Genomic DNA, 21,346 nt, shown 5'->3' with positions numbered 1-21,346 from the left:
CATGAAAATGACGACTGAAGAAGCCTTTATAAAAGTTCTGCAGATGCATGGGATCGAACATGGATTCGGGATTATCGGGTCTGCCATGATGCCCATCTCGGACCTGTTTCCGGCGGCGGGGATCAAGTTCTGGGATTGCGCGCATGAGGTTAACGCCGGCATGAGCGCCGATGGCTACACCCGCACCACAGGCAAGATGTCCATGGCTATCGCCCAAAATGGTCCCGGTATCACCAGCCTGGTAACGCCAATCATGACCGCCTACTGGAACCATACGCCGCTGTTGCTAGTCACGCCTCAGGCGGCCAATAAAACCATCGGGCAGGGCGGGTTCCAGGAAATGCCGCAGATGAACCTGTTCAAGGATGCCGTCTGCTATCAGGAAGAGGTGCGTGATCCAACCCGCATCGCCGAGGTTCTGAACCGGGTCATTCTGAAAGCGTTCCGCGGCTCTGCCCCGGCGCAGATCAACATTCCGCGCGACTACTGGACGCAAGTCATCGACATCGAACTGCCACAGGTGGTACGGATCGAACATCCGCGCGGTGATGCTGACGCGATCAGCGCGGCTGCGGACCTTCTTAGCAACGCCAAACACCCTGTAATCCTGAACGGTGCGGGCGTGATCCTGTCTGGCGGCGTCGATGCCAGCGCACGTTTGGCCGAGCGTCTTTCAGCGCCGGTTTGTTGCAACTATCAGCACAACGACGCTTTCCCCGGCTCGCATCCGCTGTCCTGTGGCCCGCTGGGTTACAATGGCTCCAAGGCTGGGATGGAGATGATTTCGAAAGCGGATGTGGTTTTATGCCTCGGCACACGGCTTAACCCGTTTTCGTCGCTGCCCGCCTATCAGAGCGAATACTGGCCCAACGAAGCCAAGATCATTCAGGTCGACATCAATGCAGACCGGATCGGTCTGACCAAGAAGGTTGCAGTGGGCATTCAGGGTGACGCACGCATGGTCGCCGAGCAGATTCTTGACAAATTGGGCGAACACGCGGGCGACGCTGGTCGTAAGGAACGTGAAGACGCGATTGCCGTTGCGAAATCCACCTGGGCGCAGCAACTGGCGTCAATGGATCACGAAGATGACGATCCGGGCATTACCTGGAACGAACGCGCCCGCGCCCGCGACCCCGAGCGGATGAGCCCCCGTATGGCCTGGCGCGCGATACAGGCGGCGATGCCCGAGGATGCGATCATCAGTTCGGATATCGGCAACAACTGCGCCATTGGCAACGCCTATCCGACATTCGAAAAGGGGCGGAAATATTTGGCGCCAGGCCTGTTCGGACCGTGCGGTTATGGTCTGCCCTCGATATTGGGTGCAAAGATCGGCAACCCCGACACGCCGGTCATCGGGTTTGCGGGTGACGGTGCATTCGGCATCTCGATGAACGAAATGACTGCCTGTGGTCGCGACGACTGGCCGCCTATAACTATGGTGATCTTCCGCAACTATCAGTGGGGGGCGGAAAAGCGAAATACGACACTTTGGTTTGACGACAACTTTGTCGGCACCGAACTGAACCTGGACGTGAACTATGCCAAAATCGCGGAAGGTTGCGGACTGAAGGGCGTACAGGTCACTTCGATGGACGATCTGACCGAGGCCCTGCGTACAGCCGTCAAAGAGCAGATGAACGACAACGTGACCACTTTCATCGAGGTCGTTCTGAACCAGGAATTGGGCGAGCCATTCCGTCGCGACGCGATGAAAAAACCCGTTTCGGTGGCCGGCATCAACAAAGATGATTTTATTCCCCAGCAGCCTCGGCTGTGACCACTCACCAGAGCAGGGCGGCCATGTGTCGCCCTGTCCCTGACCGACTGGGATAGACCATGTCTTTGATTGATCAAATCTGCGAAACATCACGCGCCGCCAATCCCCGGATTGTGCTGTCCGAAGGCGAGGACCCGCGTGTGGCCAGAGCCGGAATACGCGCTGCCAAGGACGGGCTTGCCCGTATCGTGCTGGTTGGTGACGCGAAAAAAATCCGTGCGGAAACCGGCGAGACAATCGGCGAGGGGGTTGAAATTTGCGACCCGCGCGTCTCACCCGATCTAGAGGCCTATGCCGAGGATTACCACGCGCTGCGCAGACACAAGGGTGTTGATGCGGCCGCCGCGCGTGCAGTGATGGAAACGGGGCTAGGATTTTCTGCCATGATGCTACGCCGCGGTGATGCCGATGGCACCATTGGCGGGGCGGTTGCCACCACCTCTGATACGGTGCGGGTGGCCTTGCAGATCGTGGGTAAGGACCCCCAAGCCGATGTTGTCTCCAGCTGCTTTCTTATGCTGCTGGGGCCGCCCTTTGATCGGCCCGTTATCTTTGCCGATTGCGGGCTGATCCCGCAACCTAACGCGGCGCAGCTGACCAGTATCGCGCTGTCTTCGGCGCAGTCCTTGCGGGCCTTGACCGGGCAAGAGCCACGTGTCGCAATGCTGTCCTTTTCGACTATGGGCAGCGTTGCCGCCGGGGTGCACGAATCCATCGAGCGCATCCGCAGCGCGGTTGCCTCTGTGCGGGAACGCGCCCCGGACCTGATCATCGACGGCGAGGTTCAGTTCGACGCCGCGATCGTGCCGCATGTGGCCGAACGCAAGGCACCCGGTTCGGCATTGGGTGGGGATGCAAATGTGTTTGTCTTCCCCAGCCTGAGTGCCGGCAACATCGGATACAAAATCGCGCAACGATTGGGTGGCGCCATTGCGCTGGGTCCCGTTCTGCAAGGTCTGAATAAGCCAGCGAATGATCTGTCGCGCGGCTGCACGGCGGAAGACGTCTATCAGATGATTGCAATCACGGGTGCGCAGGCCGCCCAGAGGTAAACTTAGCGAGGTGCCTGAATGGGACACGAGCCAAGAATCGACGTCAATGCCAAGGTCGGCGACCATGTTGCCAAGACCACCTGCTACATGTGCGCTTGTCGCTGTGGCATCAACGTGCATATCCGCGATGGCAAGGTCCGCTATATCGAGGGCAACCGCGATCACCCGGTCAACAAAGGTGTGCTTTGTGGCAAGGGAAGTGCCGGGATCATGCAGCACTATTCACCGGCACGCCTTCATGCACCGTTGAAGCGCGTCGGGCCGCGCGGATCCGGCCAATTCGAAGAAATCAGCTGGGACGAAGCGCTGGAACTGGCGACAAAATGGCTGGGTGATGTTCGCAAAAACGACCCACGCAAGCTGGCCTTTTTTACCGGGCGGGATCAAAGCCAGTCGCTGACCGGGTTCTGGGCTATGCAATACGGCACCCCGAATTTCGCGGCACATGGCGGGTTCTGTTCGGTCAATATGGCGGCGGGCGGTCTTTATACATTTGGCGGAGCTTTCTGGGAGTTCGGCGACCCGGATTGGGAACATACCAAGTATTTCATGCTGTTCGGCGTGGCCGAGGATCATGCCTCGAACCCTATCAAGATCGGTATCGGCAAGCTCAAGAACCGGGGTGCCAAGGTGGTGTCGATCAATCCGATCCGCACCGGATACAACGCCATAGCCGACGAATGGTTGGGAATCCGCCCGGGCACAGATGGCCAGTTTGTTGGAGCGTTGATCCATGAAATGTTCCGTACCCAGCAGATCGATCTGAATTATCTGAACCGCTATACCAACGCGCCTTGGTTGGTGATTCAGGACCCGGGCGCGGCAGATGACGGGCTGTTCGCACGCAATGATGATGGTGAGCCGCTGATCTGGTCTGGCACCGCGAACGGTTTTGCCAGCGGCATGACACCGGATGACAAGGCCGCCCTGACCGGCACACGCACATTGCCAGACGGCCGCAATGCACGACCTGTATTCGAGTTGATGGCCGAGCGATATCTGAGCGATGAATACGCGCCCGAAGCTGTCGCTGAATCGACCGGTATTCCAGCCGATCAGATCCAGCGGATCGCCGCGGAACTGGCTCATGTCGCGTTTCAGGAAGAGATCACGCTGGACCAGCCGTGGACCGATGTCTGGGGCCGCAAGCACGAAAAGATGACGGGGCGTCCTGTCTCGATGCACGCGATGCGCGGAATATCGGCGCATTCGAACGGGTTTCAGACTTGCCGGATGATCCACATCCTGCAAATCCTGCTGGGCTCGATCGATTGCCCCGGTGGGTTCCGTTACAAGCCGCCTTATCCCAAACAATCCCCGCCCTGGCTGCTGCCGCACGGCGCGCCAAAGCAGGTTCGCGCCGAGGAGCCGCTGGGCGGCCCGCATTTGGGCTTTCCGCTGGGCCCGCAGCACCTGTTGCTGGATGATGAGAACGGCCCGGCGCGGATCGACAAAGGGTTCTCGTGGGATGCACCGATGTCGGCACACGGGCTGATGCACATGGTCATCAACAACGCCGCCAAGAAGGACCCGTATGGCGTCGATGTGCTATTCATGTATATGGCGAACATGGCCTGGAACTCGTCTATGAACGTTCCGGGCACGTTGGATGCGCTGACCGAAAAGGATGAAAACGGCGAGTATGTGATTCCCAAATTCATCTACTCGGACGCCTATTATTCGGAAACCGTGCCCTTTGCCGACCTGATCCTGCCCGATACCACCTATCTGGAGCGGTGGGACTGCATTTCGCTGCTGGACCGGCCGATATCCGAGGCAGACATGGCGGCGGATTCCATTCGCCATCCGGTCGTTGAGCCCGACCGGCACGTGCGCGGTTTTCAGGAGGTGCTGATTGATCTTGGATCGCGGCTTGGACTTCCCGCCTTTACCAATGAGGATGGCACTGCAAAGTATCCCGGCGGCTATCCCGATTACATCGTTAACCATCAGCGCGGACCCGGTGTGGGGCCACTGGCCGGATGGCGCGGTGAACAGGGGGACAAGACCGGCAAGGGGGCGCCAAACCCCAATCAGTTGGATAAGTATATCGAAAATGGTGCATTTTTCGCGCATCATTTGAAACCGGAGCAGGCCTACTACAAACATGCCAACAAGTCCTATCTGGAATGGGCTTGTTCGATGGGTTTCCGGGTCGAGCCGCGCCCGACAGTCTTTCAGCTGTATTCCGAACCCTTGCAGGCTTTCCGCCTGGCGGCGCGCGGTCATGGTGAGCGGCAGCCGCCAGAACGGGCTCGTGAACGGATCGAGACGTATTGCGACCCGCTGCCCTTTTGGTACCCACCTTTCGAAGAGTCGATGGTCGATACAGAAAAGTACCCGCTGCACGCGCTGACCCAACGCCCGATGCACATGTACCATTCCTGGGGTTCGCAAAACGCCTGGCTGCGGCAAATCACGGCCGCGAACCGGCTATACATTCACAACCATGTGGGTGAGCAGATCGGGGCACAGGACGATGACTGGGTTTGGCTGTCCTCACATCTGGGACGGGTCAAATGTCAGGTCCGCTTGATGGAGGGCGTGAACCCCGACACCGTCTGGACCTGGAACGCCATCGGCAAGCGCCGCGGAGCTTGGGGGCTGGATGATGATGCACCCGAAAGCAATCAGGGCTTTTTGTTGAACCATCTGATTTCGGAACTCCTGCCCGAAGGGGGCGGGGGATACCGGTACTCAAACTCAGACCCGATCACGGGGCAGGCAGCCTGGTTCGACCTGCGCGTTGATATCGTACGGGCAGAAGGCGAAGGTCACACCGAGCCGTTTTTTGAGCCGGTCGGAGCATCGTCTCAGGCTCCTTCCCCCGACAAGCTGGCATTTGGCAAGGAATGGCGGGAGGCAGGTAAATGACGACATTACCCGAGAGTACTGAAAAGAAGCTGGGATTAGTCATAGATCTGGATATTTGTGTGGGTTGTCAGGCCTGTGCGACATCTTGCAAGGAATGGAACACCGGCGGTTACTCTGCGCCGCTAAGCGATCATGACCCTTATGGGGCCGATCCGTCAGGGGCGTGGCTGAACCGGGTGCATTCGTTCGAGGTGACAGGTGATCTTGGAGCGAAGACCGTGCATTTCCCACGCTCTTGCCTGCATTGCGAAAAGCCCGATTGCGTTACGGTTTGTCCGACCGGTGCCAGCTACAAAAGGGCCGAGGATGGCATTGTCCTGGTCAACCCGGACACCTGTATCGGATGCAAGCTGTGTTCCTGGGCCTGTCCCTATGGCGCGCGTGAATATGATCACGACGATGGTGTGATGAAGAAATGCACCCTGTGCGTCGACCGGATCTATAACGAACATATCCCCGAGGAAGATCGCATTCCAGCCTGTGTCCGCGCCTGTCCCACAGGCGCGCGCGCCTTCGGTGATCTGGGCGATCCCGACAGCGATGTGTCGAAATCGGTCGCCGAGCGTGAGGGTTTCAACCTGTTGGACGAGTTTGGCTACGAGCCCGTCAACAAATACCTGCCGCCGCGTTTTAAAACGGTGGATGCAACGCCCAAGCCTCAGGCCGAGGAGAGCGTTGCGGCCCCAAATGGGACTGCCATTGAAAAACTGTTTGCCTGGGTTGACCGGGCGTTGTCGAACTAAGCGAGGACATATCATGCATCCCGCCTATTCCGTCATCTGCTTCACCACCGCCTCGGGCGCGGGTTATGGGCTGATGTTCTGGCTGTCGCTGGCTGAACTGCTGGGCGCATTGCCGCAAACCCGATGGCTTGGCTTTGTCGCTATGACCGTCGCGCTGGGGTTGGTCACACTGGGCTTGCTGGCGTCAACCTTCCATCTGGGTCATCCAGAACGCGCCGTAGGGGCATTTTCGCAGTGGCGGACCTCGTGGCTGTCTCGCGAGGGGGTTCTGGCCGTGGCGACCTACGTGCCATCCGGTCTGTTGTGGCTGTTGTGGCTGTTGGATGCGAACAGCGCCTTTGCGTCTTTGCTTGCGCTGCTGTCGGCGGCAGGCGCGGTGGCCACGGTGTACTGCACCAGCATGATCTACGCCTCGCTGCGGACGATCCGCCAATGGAACAAACCGTCTGTGCCGTTGATCTATTTGGCTCTGGCCGCCGCCACCGGAGCGATCCTGTTCGCGCTTTTGCTGAGCTTGTTCGGTTATACGCCTGCGTGGATCGCAGTCGCAGCTATCGCAAGTGTTGCAGTATCGGCGCTGCTAAAGATTAAGTACTGGGCCGCGATCGACACAGAACCGGGTCAATACACGGCCGAGATGGCGACCGGACTGGGGCAACTGGGCCAGGTACGCCCGCTTGATCCACCCCACACGATGCCGAATTTCGTGATGCGCGAGATGGGATATTCCGTGGCACGCAAACACGCGGTCCAACTGCGCAAAAGCGTACTGATGGCTTTGTTCCTGGCCCCGGTGGTTCTGTGCCTTGGGTCATTGCTGGTCAGTTGGGGCTGGGCAATGTTCCTCGTGGCGACGGTTGCATCGGCCTTTGGCGTCTTTGCTGAACGCTGGTTGTTTTTCGCCGAGGCTGAGCATGTCAGTCAGCTCTATTACGGGCGTGCCCGGGCATAAGAGATACGGACAAGAATAAACTGAGGTGAGGCATGGACGCGCTGGGGCTTACATTTGAGATGGTCGTCGTATTGTTGCTGTTGGCAGCAACGATCGGGCTTTTTGTTTCGGAAATTGTCCGTGTCGATATAGCGGCTGTGCTGGTCATGGTCACCTTGGGATTGCTGACGGCAGTGCCGGGACTTGAAAACCTGATTGATGTGCGCAGCCTGTTTGACGGCTTCGCCAGTAACGCAGTGATTTCGATCATCGCAGTCATGATTATCGGCGCAGGGCTGGACCGAACGGGCGTGATGTCGACCGTCGCAGCCTGGATCACGCGGGTCGGTGGCGGCACCGAAAACCGGTTGATCCTGATGATCTCGGGTGCGGTTGGGGTGATTTCCAGCTTTATGCAGAATGTCGGTGCGGCGGCTCTGTTCTTGCCGGTGGTCAGTCGCATCTCAACCCGAACCGGGTTTCCGATGTCACGGCTGCTGATGCCAATGGGGTTCTGTGCCATTCTGGGTGGAACAATGACCATGGTGGGTTCGTCCCCTCTGATCCTGCTCAACGACTTGATCCTGTCGATCAACGACACCCTGCCGGCTGATGCGCAGATCACCACCTTTTCACTGTTTTCCGTAACCCCTATCGGCCTGTGTCTTTTGGCGACCGGCTTGATGTATTTTATCATTTTTGGCCGGTTCGTTCTGCCGAGCACCAAGTCAACAGACGGGCCAGCGGGCAACTCAATGTTGGACTATGTCAACGGCACCTACGGGCTGGATGGGCAGATCCATGAGATACGCATCCCCGAAGGCAGCACGCTTGTGGGTCACAGCATCGATGAGGTTCAGCGCAAGTACCACCTGCAAATCATTGCCACACACTATCAGGGGCGCACTTATCCTGCGCCGCCGCGAGATACTGAATTGGTCGCCCCCGCCACAATCGCCGTGATCGCAGCGGACGAGGCCGTAACCGCGTTTCTGGATGAATACGGTTTGACTGAAAGTTCGGAGCTGGATGAATTTGTCGAAACGCTGGGAGCTGGAAAGGCAGGTATCGCCGAGGTGGTGATCCCGCCCGGCTCTGGTCTGATTGGTCAAACCGGCAGGGGGCTGTGGCTGAGAAAAGTCTATGGCCTGTCACCTCTGGCGATCTACCGCGGTGGCGAAACATTGTCGCGGGACCAGGAAGATCTGGGCGAGATCCCGTATCAGGCCGGTGACACCCTGGTCTGCCACACTGCTTGGGAAGCACTGGCACGGCTTGAGAAAGACCGCGATTTCGTTGTGGTCACCACCGATTTCCCCCATGAGGATCTGCGCCCGAAAAAGATCGGCTGGGCTTTGTTGTTCTTTATTGTTGCTGTGTCGCTGATCCTGTTTTCCGACCTGCGTCTCTCGCTGTGCCTTCTGGTCGGAGCGATGGGCATGGTCGTAAGCCGTGTTTTGTCTATGGATGAGGCCTATAACGCGGTCAGTTGGACGACAGTTTTTCTGTTAGCCAGTCTCATTCCACTAGGACAGGCAGTGCAATCCTCGGGGACGGCAGCTTGGATCGCTAATCAGGTGCTTGTGGTTCTGGACGGGATGCCGGTCTGGGTCATTCAGGCCAGCGTGGCGGCGCTTGCGACCTTTTTCACGCTGGTGATGTCAAATGTCGGTGCCACGGTCCTGTTGGTGCCATTGGCCGTCAATATCGCGCTGGGCGCCGGGGCTGATCCGGCAATTTTTGCGCTGACTGTGGCGATTGCCACCTCGAATTCGTTCCTGATCCCGACCCATCAGGTCAATGCGCTTTTGATGGGACCGGGCGGTTACCGTGTCGTTGATTTTGTACGCGCTGGCGGCGTCATGACTATCCTGTTCCTGATCGTTTCGATCGCGGCGCTGAACCTGTTCTTCTGAGGTTCAAGCCAATTGGTCGCTTACAGGGCATGCGTCAACGTACCAATCAGGCTTCCTGAATAGAGGAAATTCTGCAGTGCCACGCTGACAGCGGCCTCTTCCGAGGTTATCGAGCTTTGCATGATGATGTCGCGGGCATTGGGTCGTCCGACTTTTTCAAGTCCGTCAACAAGGCCCTGGTAGTAATCAGCCTGACGCCCCACTTCACCGGCGACGATGACATTTTCGGGATCGAAAAGAGAGAGTATTGCATCAACGCCAAAAGATAGCTGCGTGCCAGCATCGCGAAAGTGGGTTCGAACACTCGGGTCACCGGCGTTCGCGGCTTCTATCGCTTTTGCCAAGCGCGTCGCAACGCGTTCCGAAGGCGCAAACTCGGAACCGAGCGCGTTCAGGATGGCTTTCCCCGAGGCGGCAACCTCCATACACCCAGTGCGACCACATGTGCAAAGTTTGTCCGAATGCGATGTCGAATAGTGCGACAGATCCCCAAACCCGCGATCCGAGGTGGTCAGAAATCTACCATCGAAATAGGCGCTGTTGCCCAGGCCAAGAGCTGCATTTATCAGATAGACGCTTTTTAACTCTTGCCCCCCAAGAAGTTCACCGCACAGGATTGCACTAGCGCGATGTTCCACCTGCACAGGCAAATTCAGGGACTGCGAAAGCGTATCGCGCACGGGGATGTCTTTCCAGCCCAAAGGTTCTGAACTGACGAGGCCGTTACCTGAGCTGCTGTCGGGACCGGCTGACATGGCAAAAGAAACCCCGACACCCAAAAGGCGATCACGTTCCATCGCTTCGTCAAAGGCCAACGTCTTGGCCCGGTTTCCCAATTCAGTAAGAAAGGCCAGCGGATCATCTATGGGTATGTCGCTGCAATCCGCTGCCCGCAAAACTTCACCATCAGCGTTTGCCAGGCTTACACTGCGACGGTTGGCGGTCAGCGAAATTCCCAGAAAAAATGCCCCTGTGGGATTGATCGACAGGTTGTATTCCCTTCGGCCCACCCGGCCGGGTACGGCGATGGGGTCTCCTTCTCTGACCAGTTTGGCGTCGATCAGTTCGCGCGTAATTCGGGAAATTGCCGCGCCAGTCAGGCCGGTCAGACCTGCGAGTGTACCACGCGTCACCGGCCCGCTGCGGGCAATGAGGCTGACCAGCCATTCCCTGTTATGTCGCCGCAAGGCCGCTGTACCCTTTTCGGGCTGACCGTGTTCTTGGGGCTTGCCATCCTGCACAGCCGCTCTCCTACAATTCACTTCTTAAAATGTATTCTAACCGCTTTATAGTTAATTAAAGACGGTAATTAAATATTGACTGCACGTAAGCGCAAAGATAATCTGTATCGTAAGATTGACCTTTGGTGGCAATGACTTGAGGCGGCACAAGCGTCATTCTTGGCGGGGAGCACAGTGAGTTACCCTACTGTTGTTTCGAATTTATTGCTGCCCGCGTACTTAATGCCCGCGAATAGTGCCGCCGTGACCCGGTGCAATTCCCGGCGATATACCTCCCACGTATTGGGTTGGGGCGAACTTCGGGACTGGAAGCTGAACGAGGCAAGACAATGGCGACTGAACAACCGAATATTTTATTTATCCAGGCGGATCAGATGGCCGGACCGGCCATGCCTTTTCAGGGAAACAAAACCGTAAAGGCCCCGCATATGGCGCGTCTGGCCGAAGAGGGTGTTGTTTTCGAAAACTTTTATTGCAACTTGCCCATGTGCGGACCTTCGCGTGCATCGATGCATGCGGGACGATTGCCGTTCAACATCCGCATGTATGACAATGCCAGCGAGTTCCAGTCATCGATTCCCACATTTGCGCATTACTTGCGGTCACTGGGCTATCATGTCGAGATGAGCGGCAAGATGCATTTTGTCGGCGCCGATCAGTTTCATGGCTATGAAAAGCGGCACACGACCGAGATTTACCCTGCAAACTTTGCCTGGACAGTCGACTGGACAAAGGGGCGCGAGTATCGCCCGACCAACCTGACCATGGCGCCGATCCTGGAAAGTGGCCCTGCGATCCGGACCATGCAGATGGATTACGATGACGAGGTCGCCTATAACGGCGTGCAGGCGATTTACGATCTGGCTCGCAAAGGTGACGGCAAGCCTTGGTATCTGACCGTTTCCTTTACGGAACCGCATTCTCCCTACGTCATCTCTCAGGATTATTGGGACCGTTACGATCATGATGAGATCGAATATCCGGCGGTCGACGAGATCCCGTTGGATGAGAAAGATCACCTCAGCCGGAACCTTCATTATTGTCAGGGCCGCCACGAATTCACGGTGACCCCGGAAAACCGCCGGATCGCGCGGCATGGCTATTACGGTATGATTTCATATGTCGACGACAAGGTGGCTCAGCTGCGCGAAACGATTGAGAAATGTGGGCTGGCCGATAACACGATCATCATTCTGACCGCCGATCACGGCGACATGATGGGTGAGCGTGGCATGTGGTTCAAACAGCACTTCTTTGAGTGGGCCGCAAAGATACCTTTCGTTGTTCATGCACCCAACCGTTTCAAGCCGGGGCGTGTAAAGCAGAATGCCTCGCTGATCGATCTGATGCCCACATTGCTGGATCTGGCTGCAGGAAAGCCGTTCGATGATTATGCAGGTGGCGGTATCGATGGTGAATCGCTGGTGCCCGCGCTGAACGGCGATACCTCCGGGATGGATGACATCTGTATCTCTGAATTCGCTGCCGATGGGTCGACTGGTGTCAGTCGTATGGTGAAGAAAGGGCCGCTGAAATACATGTATCTCGAAGGCGTGGATGAGCTGCTTTATGATATCGATGCCGACCCCAATGAGTTGAACAATCTGATCGACGATCCTACCCATGCCGAAACCCTGGCCGAGCTGCGTGAAATCGCAATGCACAATTGGGACCCAGAGGCACTGTCCAAGGAAATCGCACTGGATCAGCAGCGCCGCCTAATGATTCATCGCGCCACCGGTGGCAGCCCGACCTGGGTCAACATCGTTCGGGCCGACGATGACAACCGTTATATCCGAAACGCGGGGGCCGCTGATACCAAAGCAAAGGCGCGGCTTCCTTATGTTCCTCCGGCAAAGCCTGATCTGGTCTGATCCTGGCTGGGCTTTGTGTCTGCGGCCCGTTTGCGCGGGCCGCTTTTTTGCCTTCAGGCAGCAGCGGCAAGCCAGATCCAGAATGGTAGCGTTGCGATTGCCGCCACTGTCTGCCACAGCAGGGCTGCGGAATAGGTCCGGATGTCCCCGCCAAACTGCAGCGCCAACACAAGGCCGTTGGGTGCGGTTGGTAGGGCAGCAAAGATCACGGCAATTAACAAGTGCAGTGGTCCCAACGCCACCATCCACCCCAATGCCAGAACCAACATCGGCAGTGCGAGCAGCTTGGCTATATTTGCGGCCACAACAAAGCGCATTTGCCCTTGCATTCGTAGCCCGTCCAGCGATGCCCCGATCCCCACTAGCATTGCTGGGGGTCCGATCTCGGCGATGATGGTTAGTAGCTCGGCCGGGGCTGCCGGAAGGTCTACGCGGAATAAAAGGCATCCTAGCCCTGCGGTGCAGGCGATGACCAAAGGGTTGAACGCAGTCATGCGCGCGATGGTCAGGGCCGAGGAATGTGGCGGCCGATGGCAGATCACAACCATCAGAACATTGGCGAAATTGATCAGAGGTACGGTTGCAATAATGATCGTTCCCACTGCCGCATCCGCTGATGCTCCGACCAGAGTGGTAGTGAGCAACACCCCAGCAGGTACGTTCAGGCGGGTGGCAGTCTGCACCATGCTGCTATAGGCATCGGTATGTTGTCGCAGAGCGGAAATGCGCAGATAAGACAGGGCAAGCGCCGTGAACAGGATCAGATAGGCAGCAAATAGAACCAAGCCCAGCTTGAGCGATAAGGCGGCCAGCGCTCCAGCCCCGACAAGCAGGGCGAAGATGGTCAGCGGCAACAGCACCAGATAACTTATCTGATTCAGCCAGCGCCAGAAAACCTGTGATCGTGGGATGGCCCGACGCAGCAGGTAGCCGACGATCAGATAGCCCCACAACGGCAAAATTGCCTGAATGATTGTGGCCGTCATTCGGCGTACCCCTGAGTGAAAGCTCTACGAGAAAAAAGGCCCCCCGGCTTAACCGAGAGGCCCATTTTGTCTTCATCGGTTACCGAGTGGCGTTAGCGCACAACCATTCCCAACTTGTCCGCCACTTCGCGGAATTTGTTATACTGGGCTTCGACAAAGATCTTGGTGTCCTCGGGAGACATAACCTGCGGGATTGAGCCCAGCTTTTCTGTGGATGCGATCCAACTTTCATCAGTGGACAAGTTTTCCAGAACTGCGATCCACTTGTCCGCAGCTTCCTGCGGCATGTCTTTCGGACCCCAGACGCCGGACCAGCCTACCACCGCTTCAAGCGCCGGGTGACCGGCCTCTGCAGCGGTCGGCGTGTCGGGCAGAGATGGTACGCGTTCGGTCGTGCTGGTCAGCAGGGGGCGAAGCTGACCACTTTCGATCGGACCGATCAGACCTGAGAGGTTGTGGAAGATGAAGTCGGCATTTCCGCTGACAACACCTGTGGTTGCTGCACCGCCCCCTTTGAAGGGCACGTGGATCAACGCTTCGGGATCGACGCCCAGATCATCCAGCAGGATCAAAACAGCCATGTGCAGCAATGTTCCGACGCCAGCGGAGGAATAGGTCAGACGTTCACCGCTTTGGATTGCGTTGGCCAGATCTTCGAAGGACTGGTATTCGGAATCCGCGCCAACTGCGATCACAAAGGGGTTGGTCTCCACCAGCCCCAAAAAGGTGAACTCGTCCCACGTGTAGGGAATGGTGGTGTTCATAGCGGGCACCGTAGCCTGCGAGCCAACGCGTGACATCAACAGGGTGTGCCCGTCAGGGTTTCCCTTGGCCACCATGGTCGAGCCGGTGACGCCACCGGCGCCGGCCTGGTTGACCACAAGCACATTGCCGCCCAGGTATTCCGGGGCCTCGGCGCCGATGATGCGGGCCGCCAGATCAGCTGCGCCGCCTGGGCCGTATGGAACAACCAGCGTGACGGGTTTGGATGGATACTCCGCCACCGCCGCAGATGCGGTAAGCGCCACAGCGAATCCGGCGGCTGCAGCTATTTTATTGAAAAAAACCATAAGGTTACCTCCCTAAACTAGGTTTGTTTGGACGTGTTTTTTTTATTGCCCTTATCAAAACCATATGTTATTTACTTACCGTTGGCAACTATTTAGTGAAGCGCATCATACCGTCGGAGGGTTTGGGTGAGGTGCGGTTCTGGATGTCAACGCGGAGGCGAAAGTCAAAGGTGGTGTGTCTTTGCGGACTGTGCAGATGATGGCCATCCAGGGAGGAAACGAAATGCAATTCACCAAAAGCAAAGACCTTTTGGCCGGGGTCATTTTTTGCGCGGTGGGGCTTGCGGCGATATTCTTGTTTATTCCAAAAGGCGTTGCGGTGCCGGGAAGCGTGAAGATATCGGCGTTGTCTCCGGATTTCTGGCCAAGAATAATCGCCTGGGGAGCAGTGCTCGCATCAGTGGCCCTGATTTTGGAAAGCGTTTTTCTGCAACAGCCCCCGGCTGATGATGAGGAAGATGCCGAGGCAGCGGCCCAATACAAGTTGGCCACACTCCCAGCGGTGTTGCGCACACTTGTTTTGATCGTCGTTCTGTTCGGCTTTTATTTCAGCCTGACGACCCTTGGCATGGTGGTGACATCGGTGTTTCTGATTGCAGCGATGATGCTGTTTTTTGGCGAACGAAAATACGTGATGATCGCCTGTCTGAGCATCGGGGTGCCGGTGTTGCTGTATTTGTTCTTTCGCTATGTCGCCAACGTTCCAATTCCGCTTGGCATGTTTGGGTGAAAAGGAGTCGTAACCTATGGATATCATTCTCGAAGCCTTTTCGATTTTCTTCAGCCTTCAAAACATTCTTGTCGTAGGCATCGGTGTTGCGATTGGGACAGTGATCGGGGCAATCCCCGGCATGACCACGCCGATGGGCGTGGCGCTGGCGCTGCCATTTACGTTCAGCATGCCTCCGGTGGCGGGCATCTTGCTGTTGCTGGGTGTTTACAAAGGCGGCCTTTACGGTGGCTCTCTGACCGCGATCCTGATCAAGACGCCAGGGACACCGGCGGCATCCTGTACCGTTTTGGATGGCTATCCGCTGACACAGAAAGGGCAAGCGCGTAAGGCACTGGACATCGCCCTGTATTCGTCCTGTGTGGCGGATCTGATCTCGAACATCGCGCTGATCCTGTTTGCTGGCGTTCTGGCCAGCTTCGCGCTGCGGTTTGGTCCGCCAGAATTCTTCACGCTGATTGTCTTTTCTCTGACAATCATCGCCGGTGTATCAGGTCCCAGCCTGTCAAAAGGCATCGTATCCGCGTCGCTTGGCCTGATCTTGGCGACAGTCGGTCTGGATCTGATCTATGGCACGGAACGCTTTGTCTTTGGCGACTATCGCCTGATGAGCGGCCTGAGCTTTATTCCGGTTCTGATCGGGCTCTTTGCCTTGCCCGAAATCATTGACCGTGCGACGCGACGTGCCCGACCGCCCGGAGCGTCCAAGCAAGAATTGGGCGCAGGCGCGACTTTTGCCGAGTTTAAGCGCGTTCTGAAGTCCGTTGTGCGCGGCAGTATCTTTGGCGTTATCCTGGGTGCAATTCCCGGGATCGGAGGTGCGCCAGCAGCGTTTCTGTCCTATTCCGAGGCGCGCCGGAACTCGAAGAACCCGGAAAACTTCGGTAAGGGTGAAATCGAGGGCATTGCCGCCGCTGAGGCGGGCAACAACGGGGTTGCCGGTGCAACCATGATCCCGTTGCTTGCTCTGGGTGTCCCGGGCGATGTGATTACGGCGGTTATTCTGGGTGCGTTCATGATCCACGGCTTGCGCCCTGGTCCGCTGATGTTCGACCAGAACCTGCCGATGATTTACGCCTTGTTCATGGGTATCCTGCTCAGCTCAGCCTACCTGTTTGTGGTCGGCAAGGTCGCGATCAAGTTTTTCAGCCGGGTCGCTACGGTGCCGAACAGAATCCTGTACCCCATCGTTTTCGTATTGTGCGTCTACGGTGCCTATGCGGTGAACAACACACTGTTTGATGTCTTCATCATGCTGTCGATGGGGCTGGTCGGTTATTTGATGCTTAAGCTGGATGTTCCAGTGGCACCCTTCCTTATCGCCTTTGTGCTGGGGCCGTTGCTTGAAGACAACTTCCGACAATCGCTTTTGATCTCTGATGGTGATCCGACGATCTTCTTTCGCAATGCGATCTGTATTGTCTTTTGGGGTCTGACTGCACTGTCGGTATTTGTCCTGATCCGCAGTCGGATCGAGGCGGCACGCACTGGCAAGGCGTCAGTCCTGACCACGGGCGGCTGAGCGATGGCCATTCCACAAAAAACACATCTCGGCGAGCGGATTTTTTCGTTCGCCGTGATCTCTGATACACATGTCAATGTCGATGAAGACAGCTGCAATTCACCCTTCCCTGTAAACGCGCGCGCAAATCGCAGGTTCCGGCACGTGGTGTCCGACCTCAACCAGCGTGACATCGACTTTGTTCTGCATCTGGGTGATCTGGTGCACCCCGTTCCCGAATCCGGACCGATATACAGTCAAGCCGCCGAGGCATTTCGCAGGATAGCTTCGGACCTTTCGGTTCCGATCTATTTCACGCCGGGAAACCACGATATTGGGGATACACCCGTATCCGGAGCCCCTGCCGCCCCGACCACGCCGCCGATGATCGCGGCCTGGACGCAGGAGTTCGGGCCACAATACCAAAGCATTATCCATAAAGGTATCACATTTGTGATGTTCAATGCCCAACTGCTCAATTCGGGCCTGCCCGAGGAAGCAGAGCAGCGCCAATGGGTTGAGACCACTTTGAAACAGGCAACTGGGCGCATTGTCTTGGCCTATCATCATCCGGCCTATATCTGCACGCCAGATGAGGCTCCGCATTACGACAACACCGATCCTCCGGGCCGTGAGTGGCTGCTTGGATTGCTCAAGACACACAAAGTGGATCTGATGTTCTGCGGTCATGCCCATAACTTCTGGTACGACCGCGTTTTGGGGACTGACTATTACCTTGCCCCGGCAACCAGTTTCGTGCGGCAGGACTACAGTGAAATGCTGCGCGCTGCGCCACCGGAAGGTACCGAGTATGGACGGGATGACCGGGGAAAGCTTGGTTACTTTATCGTCAACATCTACGAAAATGGGCATACGGTTCAGATCGTCAGAACGCAGGGGGCAGAGCAGGGTGCCGAACAAGAGGCTGCACTGGCGTGTCCGGCAGGGCCAACCCCATTGGAAAACATGCGTCCATCCATCGGTTTCGACCTGCGGGCCAACTGGGCTGAAATCAGCGAAATCCCCCCGTCCGGCGGGTTGGATGAGTTTGACCGCAAACTGGCCCGAAATGACTATCCGCTGCTGGCCCTGATTGAGATGGGTGTCCGCGATATCAGAATACCCTTGTCCGACATCCGACGACCGGATCGCGTCGACAGACTGCGGGCGCTGCATGGTTTGGGTATCCGACCGACCTTATTTAGCTTTGGTGCCCCGACGGAGGCCGATGTTGGGTTGGCCCAATCGTTGTACGGGGTCCTTACAGGCTGGGAAATCACCATCGATTGGGGTCGGTTTGAAGACTGCCTACCTGCCATTTCGGTTGCGCAAGCGTTCACAGGGTTGCCGATTTATCTGTCCCGGATGAGGTCCAAAGACGATCTGGCGGCTGGATCAGTGTATTACCATGTGATCAATCACGGTTTTTCCGCATCAGATATCGGTATGCTGGACACATTAGCCGACCATCGGGACAAGGGAATATCGGGGGCTGTTTTCCGTCTTGGTTCTGATCAGGATGTGCCATCTGGCTTGGCCGAGATCAATGCAGCCGCATCGGCACGCGGTCTGCAGGCCTCCGTACATTTCAAATGCGGTGCCGCGAACCCGGCCGAACCTGCGACGGACCGGAAAAATCTGCTTGGACGTATCGAACAAGTGTTGGCGTTTTCTGAACGGTCCTCATCGACAAGGGTGTATTGCGATACGCTTGCGGATGTGGATCGCGGTTACTTCGCAAGAGTTGGCGCAATTGATCCCTGTGGCAATCCGACAGATGTATCCCGCCGCATTGCCGCCCATCACAAGATGCGGTTGCGTTCGGAACAATGACGGATCTGTTGAGAAGCATTTGAGCGACCTTTGCGGGCCATGTGCGCATATGAGCTATTCCTTTAGGTCTCGGGTCTGAAATCTTCCTTGCTATACGTCAAAGGCACCCGAACAGGTCCGTCTGAGGCGCATAGCCTCACCGACGATACGCTGGTGATCTATACGTCCGATCATAGCATGGCGTTGGGTGAGCATGGCTTTTGGGGTCATGGCGAAGATAGCCGGCCGTCAAATACGCATTGCGAGGCCAACCACATCCCGATGATCATCAAATCACAGCACGCGCCGCGCCGTGGACAGGTTTGCGATCATCTGGTTGGGACAGCGGACATCACTGCCACGATGTTTGATTACACGGGCGCTAAACCATTGGAGCGAGAGAAAGCCACGCGCGTACGATGCGGCCTCTGCTTGAACAGGATACGGCGGATTGGGCCGATGAGATTTTCATGGAGCAGGAGGAAATTCGCTCGATCCGAACCCGCCGATTGAACTTCATGCGCCGCTTTTAGCCCACCTCTTTTGGATTTGGACATACGCTCTTTGATTTGGCGAATGACCCTGATGAACGTGTGAACATGGCAGATGATCCGAAATATGCGTCTGTTGTGAAAGAGCTTTGTGCTCGGTTGGATCAGCAGTGGGGGCCATATTCGGATCCGAAATGGGCCCTTTGGAATGTGGGGCATGTCAAATCGAGCTCGCCCCGATCTTTCCTATGGCGTGAGGTCTGGGGAGAGGATTGGACACCCGGTTTTTAAAGTCCGGACAGGACAGTGCCCTTTGCACTCATGCAAATTCTGGCTGTCCTATCGCGCGGTATTCCACCTGATGCCGAAATCCGAAAGATGTCTTTGAACTCGTCCGGGATAATCCGACACGATTGAATCCACACCAAGATTGATCATCCTGTCTATGTCGTCGGGTTCGTTGACGGTCCACACTGCAACACACAGGCCCAACGATTTTGCATGATCAACATTTTCTGCGGTCACATCTGCAAAGTACGGGCACCAAAGCCCACCACCCGCTTCCTTGACCAACTTTGGAATTTCATCGCGACGGCCACGAAAGTCCGGACAAACTGTTTTTGATGAGTCCTCGCCCACATCGGCTGCGTTCTCTGGAAGCTGCGTCAAGTACGAAGACGGCATATAGGGGGCCTGTCGCTGACATTCCTCCAAGAGAGTCCAGTCAAAGCTGTGCAGAACCGCACGCGACGACATATCCTTGGCGCGAACGTCTTGAAGAACCCGGCCGACGAAGCTCTGTCTGTAAGCCGCATCATGTGCCAAATCAGGATCAGACTTTAGTTCGAGCATCAGGCAGGCATCGCGGTATTTTGGGTCATCGACCAATTCCAGCAGGTTCATCAGCGTTGGAACACGAACACCGTCCATTTGGGCCTGGTCTGGAAAACGACGACCATAGGCCGAATGCCCATCCAACCGTCCGATGTCGAATTGCTGCATCTGTTCGACGGTCAGCGAGGAAACCTTTGGCTCTTCTCCGACCAAAAATCGACCATTGGCGTCACGAAATGTCGGTGCGTGCAGTCGGTGGTTATGGGTTATGACCGGAATGCTATCTGCGGTCAGAACGACATCAAATTCCAGGAGCGGGACGCCGATGGACAGCGAAAAGTCAAAGCCAATCATACTGTTTTCTGGTAAAACGCCGCGTGCACCCCGATGCCCCACAACCCGGATCAGGTTTTCACCGCCACGAAAGGCTTCAACCTGTGGAAACGTCATCAGCCTTGCAGCCTTTCACCGGTTGAATGGTCAAACAGGTGCATATTCTCTGAGGCGACTGAAAACCGCATGTTCGGATGCTGGCCTTCGATTGGGTGGACACCCGGAAGGCTTATCGTAATCGCGCTGCCAGAGCCTATGAGCTGACCGTGCAAAAGTGTGTTTGCGCCCAACGGTTCCGCAATCTGAATCGTAGCTTCCAGCGGACCGTTTTCATCCAACAACAGATGCTCTGGCCGTATCCCCAACTTTACTGCGATATCAGGCCCCTGAGATGCGCCAACCTCAATTTCTCCGATCTTGACCGTCCCGTTTTCACGGCGGGCATCAAACACGTTCATCGCAGGGCTGCCAATAAACTGCGCCGCGAACAGAGTTCTGGGTGTTTCGTAAACTTCCAGTGGCGTTCCAATCTGCTCGGCGATACCGCCATTCATCACGATCATCCTGTCCGCCATCGTCATGGCCTCGACCTGGTCGTGCGTAACGTACAGGGAGGTGACTCCAAGCTTTTCCTGGAGCTCACGGATTTCCAGGCGCATCTGAACACGCAGTTTGGCATCGAGGTTCGAGAGCGGCTCATCAAACAGGAAGACTGCTGGTTCGCGGACAATGGCACGGCCCATGGCCACCCTTTGGCGTTGACCGCCAGACAGTTGTCTGGGCTTACGATCCAGCAAAGGTTCCAACTGCAATAGCTTTGCCGCGGCAGTCACCTTTTGATCGATCTGATCTTTGGGAAGTCCGGCAATCTTCAGGCCGTAACCCATATTCTGACGCACGGACATGTGCGGGTAGAGCGCATAGTTCTGGAACACCATCGCGATGTCCCGATCCATAGGCTCTTTGTCGTTGGCCCGTTCCTCGCCGATCCGGATTTCCCCGGACGTAACCGTTTCCAGCCCCGCCACCATTCGCAGCAGCGTGGATTTACCGCAGCCCGAGGGGCCGACGATCACGATGAACTCTCCGTCTGCGATATTGACATCAATACCGTGGATCACATCCGTCGGGCCAAAACTCTTTTTGACGTTCTCTAGGGTTACTGTTGCCATTTC

General features: G+C 56.7%; 15 protein-coding genes and 1 pseudogene. 11 read left to right on the top strand and 5 right to left on the bottom strand.

Going from position 1 to position 21,346, the window contains the following annotated elements; all coding sequences use genetic code 11:
* The first annotated feature begins 1 nt into the window (after position 1).
* From xsc to AC2FJF_RS10100, 6 genes are read left to right on the top strand one after another with little or no spacing between them, the layout of a single operon-like run.
* Positions 2-1,783, top strand: coding sequence for a sulfoacetaldehyde acetyltransferase (xsc, locus tag AC2FJF_RS10125; RefSeq protein WP_496725162.1), 1,782 nt, complete (start codon positions 2-4; stop codon positions 1,781-1,783).
* A gap of 59 nt (positions 1,784-1,842) precedes the next feature.
* Complete coding sequence (gene pta / locus AC2FJF_RS10120) at positions 1,843-2,835, top strand: phosphate acetyltransferase (protein WP_496725160.1); 993 nt, start codon at positions 1,843-1,845, stop codon at positions 2,833-2,835.
* Between the two features lie 18 nt (positions 2,836-2,853).
* Positions 2,854-5,709, top strand: a complete 2,856-nt coding sequence (locus AC2FJF_RS10115; protein WP_496725158.1) for a molybdopterin oxidoreductase family protein — start codon at positions 2,854-2,856, stop codon at positions 5,707-5,709.
* Positions 5,706-6,452, top strand: a complete 747-nt coding sequence (locus AC2FJF_RS10110) for a 4Fe-4S dicluster domain-containing protein (RefSeq protein WP_496725156.1) — start codon at positions 5,706-5,708, stop codon at positions 6,450-6,452. Before AC2FJF_RS10115 ends, AC2FJF_RS10110 begins: the two co-directional genes overlap by 4 nt.
* Positions 6,453-6,465: 13 nt before the next feature.
* Positions 6,466-7,404: a dimethyl sulfoxide reductase anchor subunit family protein gene (locus AC2FJF_RS10105; protein WP_496725154.1), complete on the top strand. Its 939-nt coding sequence runs from the start codon at positions 6,466-6,468 to the stop codon at positions 7,402-7,404.
* Positions 7,405-7,436: 32 nt separating this feature from the next.
* Positions 7,437-9,299, top strand: coding sequence for an SLC13 family permease (locus AC2FJF_RS10100; RefSeq protein WP_496725152.1), 1,863 nt, complete (start codon positions 7,437-7,439; stop codon positions 9,297-9,299).
* A gap of 20 nt (positions 9,300-9,319) precedes the next feature.
* On the opposite strand, the gene AC2FJF_RS10095 is transcribed toward AC2FJF_RS10100, so the two are convergent.
* Positions 9,320-10,540 carry an ROK family transcriptional regulator gene (locus AC2FJF_RS10095; protein WP_496725150.1) on the bottom strand — a complete coding sequence of 407 codons (1,221 nt, stop codon included), beginning with the start codon at positions 10,538-10,540 and terminating at the stop codon, positions 9,320-9,322.
* A gap of 329 nt (positions 10,541-10,869) precedes the next feature.
* Here AC2FJF_RS10095 and betC point away from each other — a divergent pair, with 329 nt between their 5' ends.
* Positions 10,870-12,414: a choline-sulfatase gene (gene betC, locus AC2FJF_RS10090; protein ID WP_496725148.1), complete on the top strand. Its 1,545-nt coding sequence runs from the start codon at positions 10,870-10,872 to the stop codon at positions 12,412-12,414.
* A gap of 53 nt (positions 12,415-12,467) precedes the next feature.
* On the opposite strand, the gene AC2FJF_RS10085 is transcribed toward betC, so the two are convergent.
* Positions 12,468-13,400, bottom strand: a complete 933-nt coding sequence (locus AC2FJF_RS10085; protein ID WP_496725146.1) for an AEC family transporter — start codon at positions 13,398-13,400, stop codon at positions 12,468-12,470.
* A 92-nt stretch (positions 13,401-13,492) separates the two neighbouring features.
* Positions 13,493-14,470, bottom strand: coding sequence for a Bug family tripartite tricarboxylate transporter substrate binding protein (locus AC2FJF_RS10080; protein WP_496725143.1), 978 nt, complete (start codon positions 14,468-14,470; stop codon positions 13,493-13,495).
* A 223-nt stretch (positions 14,471-14,693) separates the two neighbouring features.
* Between AC2FJF_RS10080 and AC2FJF_RS10075 the strand changes: the two genes are divergently transcribed.
* The 4 genes and pseudogenes from AC2FJF_RS10075 to AC2FJF_RS10060 form a co-directional block, all read left to right on the top strand.
* A complete protein-coding gene (locus tag AC2FJF_RS10075) occupies positions 14,694-15,200 on the top strand; it encodes a tripartite tricarboxylate transporter TctB family protein (RefSeq protein ID WP_496725141.1) in 507 nt (168 codons plus the stop codon).
* Positions 15,201-15,216: 16 nt separating this feature from the next.
* Positions 15,217-16,722 (top strand): tripartite tricarboxylate transporter permease, encoded by a 1,506-nt coding sequence (locus AC2FJF_RS10070; protein ID WP_496725139.1) that lies wholly within the window; start codon positions 15,217-15,219, stop codon positions 16,720-16,722.
* A 3-nt stretch (positions 16,723-16,725) separates the two neighbouring features.
* Positions 16,726-18,534, top strand: a complete 1,809-nt coding sequence (locus tag AC2FJF_RS10065) for a metallophosphoesterase family protein (RefSeq protein WP_496725137.1) — start codon at positions 16,726-16,728, stop codon at positions 18,532-18,534.
* Between the two features lie 177 nt (positions 18,535-18,711).
* Positions 18,712-18,837 (top strand): annotated as a pseudogene (locus AC2FJF_RS10060) (hypothetical protein); the annotation flags it as partial.
* Positions 18,838-19,343: 506 nt separating this feature from the next.
* On the opposite strand, the gene AC2FJF_RS10055 reads toward AC2FJF_RS10060, so the two are convergent.
* Positions 19,344-20,288 (bottom strand): glycerophosphodiester phosphodiesterase family protein, encoded by a 945-nt coding sequence (locus tag AC2FJF_RS10055; RefSeq protein WP_496725135.1) that lies wholly within the window; start codon positions 20,286-20,288, stop codon positions 19,344-19,346.
* On the bottom strand, positions 20,288-21,343 hold the full coding sequence (gene ugpC / locus AC2FJF_RS10050) for a sn-glycerol-3-phosphate ABC transporter ATP-binding protein UgpC (protein WP_496725133.1): 1,056 nt from the start codon (positions 21,341-21,343) through the stop codon (positions 20,288-20,290). Before ugpC ends, AC2FJF_RS10055 begins: the two co-directional genes overlap by 1 nt.
* Positions 21,344-21,346 lie beyond the last annotated feature (3 nt).

This window comes from Ruegeria sp. CDSB013 (assembly GCF_059611165.1).
This window is presented reverse-complemented; position numbering and strand designations above follow the sequence as displayed.

Bases quoted from the DNA above. Each gene is read 5' to 3' on its own strand.
- AC2FJF_RS10105 (WP_496725154.1), top strand. From the start codon at position 6,466: ATGCATCCCGCCTATTCCGTCATCTGCTTCACCACCGCCTCGGGCGCG.
- AC2FJF_RS10085 (WP_496725146.1), bottom strand. From the start codon at position 13,400: ATGACGGCCACAATCATTCAGGCAATTTTGCCGTTGTGGGGCTATCTG.
- AC2FJF_RS10110 (WP_496725156.1), top strand. From the start codon at position 5,706: ATGACGACATTACCCGAGAGTACTGAAAAGAAGCTGGGATTAGTCATA.
- AC2FJF_RS10065 (WP_496725137.1), top strand. From the start codon at position 16,726: ATGGCCATTCCACAAAAAACACATCTCGGCGAGCGGATTTTTTCGTTC.
- AC2FJF_RS10080 (WP_496725143.1), bottom strand. From the start codon at position 14,470: ATGGTTTTTTTCAATAAAATAGCTGCAGCCGCCGGATTCGCTGTGGCG.
- AC2FJF_RS10070 (WP_496725139.1), top strand. From the start codon at position 15,217: ATGGATATCATTCTCGAAGCCTTTTCGATTTTCTTCAGCCTTCAAAAC.
- AC2FJF_RS10075 (WP_496725141.1), top strand. From the start codon at position 14,694: ATGCAATTCACCAAAAGCAAAGACCTTTTGGCCGGGGTCATTTTTTGC.
- AC2FJF_RS10100 (WP_496725152.1), top strand. From the start codon at position 7,437: ATGGACGCGCTGGGGCTTACATTTGAGATGGTCGTCGTATTGTTGCTG.
- ugpC (WP_496725133.1), bottom strand. From the start codon at position 21,343: ATGGCAACAGTAACCCTAGAGAACGTCAAAAAGAGTTTTGGCCCGACG.
- AC2FJF_RS10055 (WP_496725135.1), bottom strand. From the start codon at position 20,288: ATGACGTTTCCACAGGTTGAAGCCTTTCGTGGCGGTGAAAACCTGATC.
- betC (WP_496725148.1), top strand. From the start codon at position 10,870: ATGGCGACTGAACAACCGAATATTTTATTTATCCAGGCGGATCAGATG.
- AC2FJF_RS10115 (WP_496725158.1), top strand. From the start codon at position 2,854: ATGGGACACGAGCCAAGAATCGACGTCAATGCCAAGGTCGGCGACCAT.
- pta (WP_496725160.1), top strand. From the start codon at position 1,843: ATGTCTTTGATTGATCAAATCTGCGAAACATCACGCGCCGCCAATCCC.
- xsc (WP_496725162.1), top strand. From the start codon at position 2: ATGAAAATGACGACTGAAGAAGCCTTTATAAAAGTTCTGCAGATGCAT.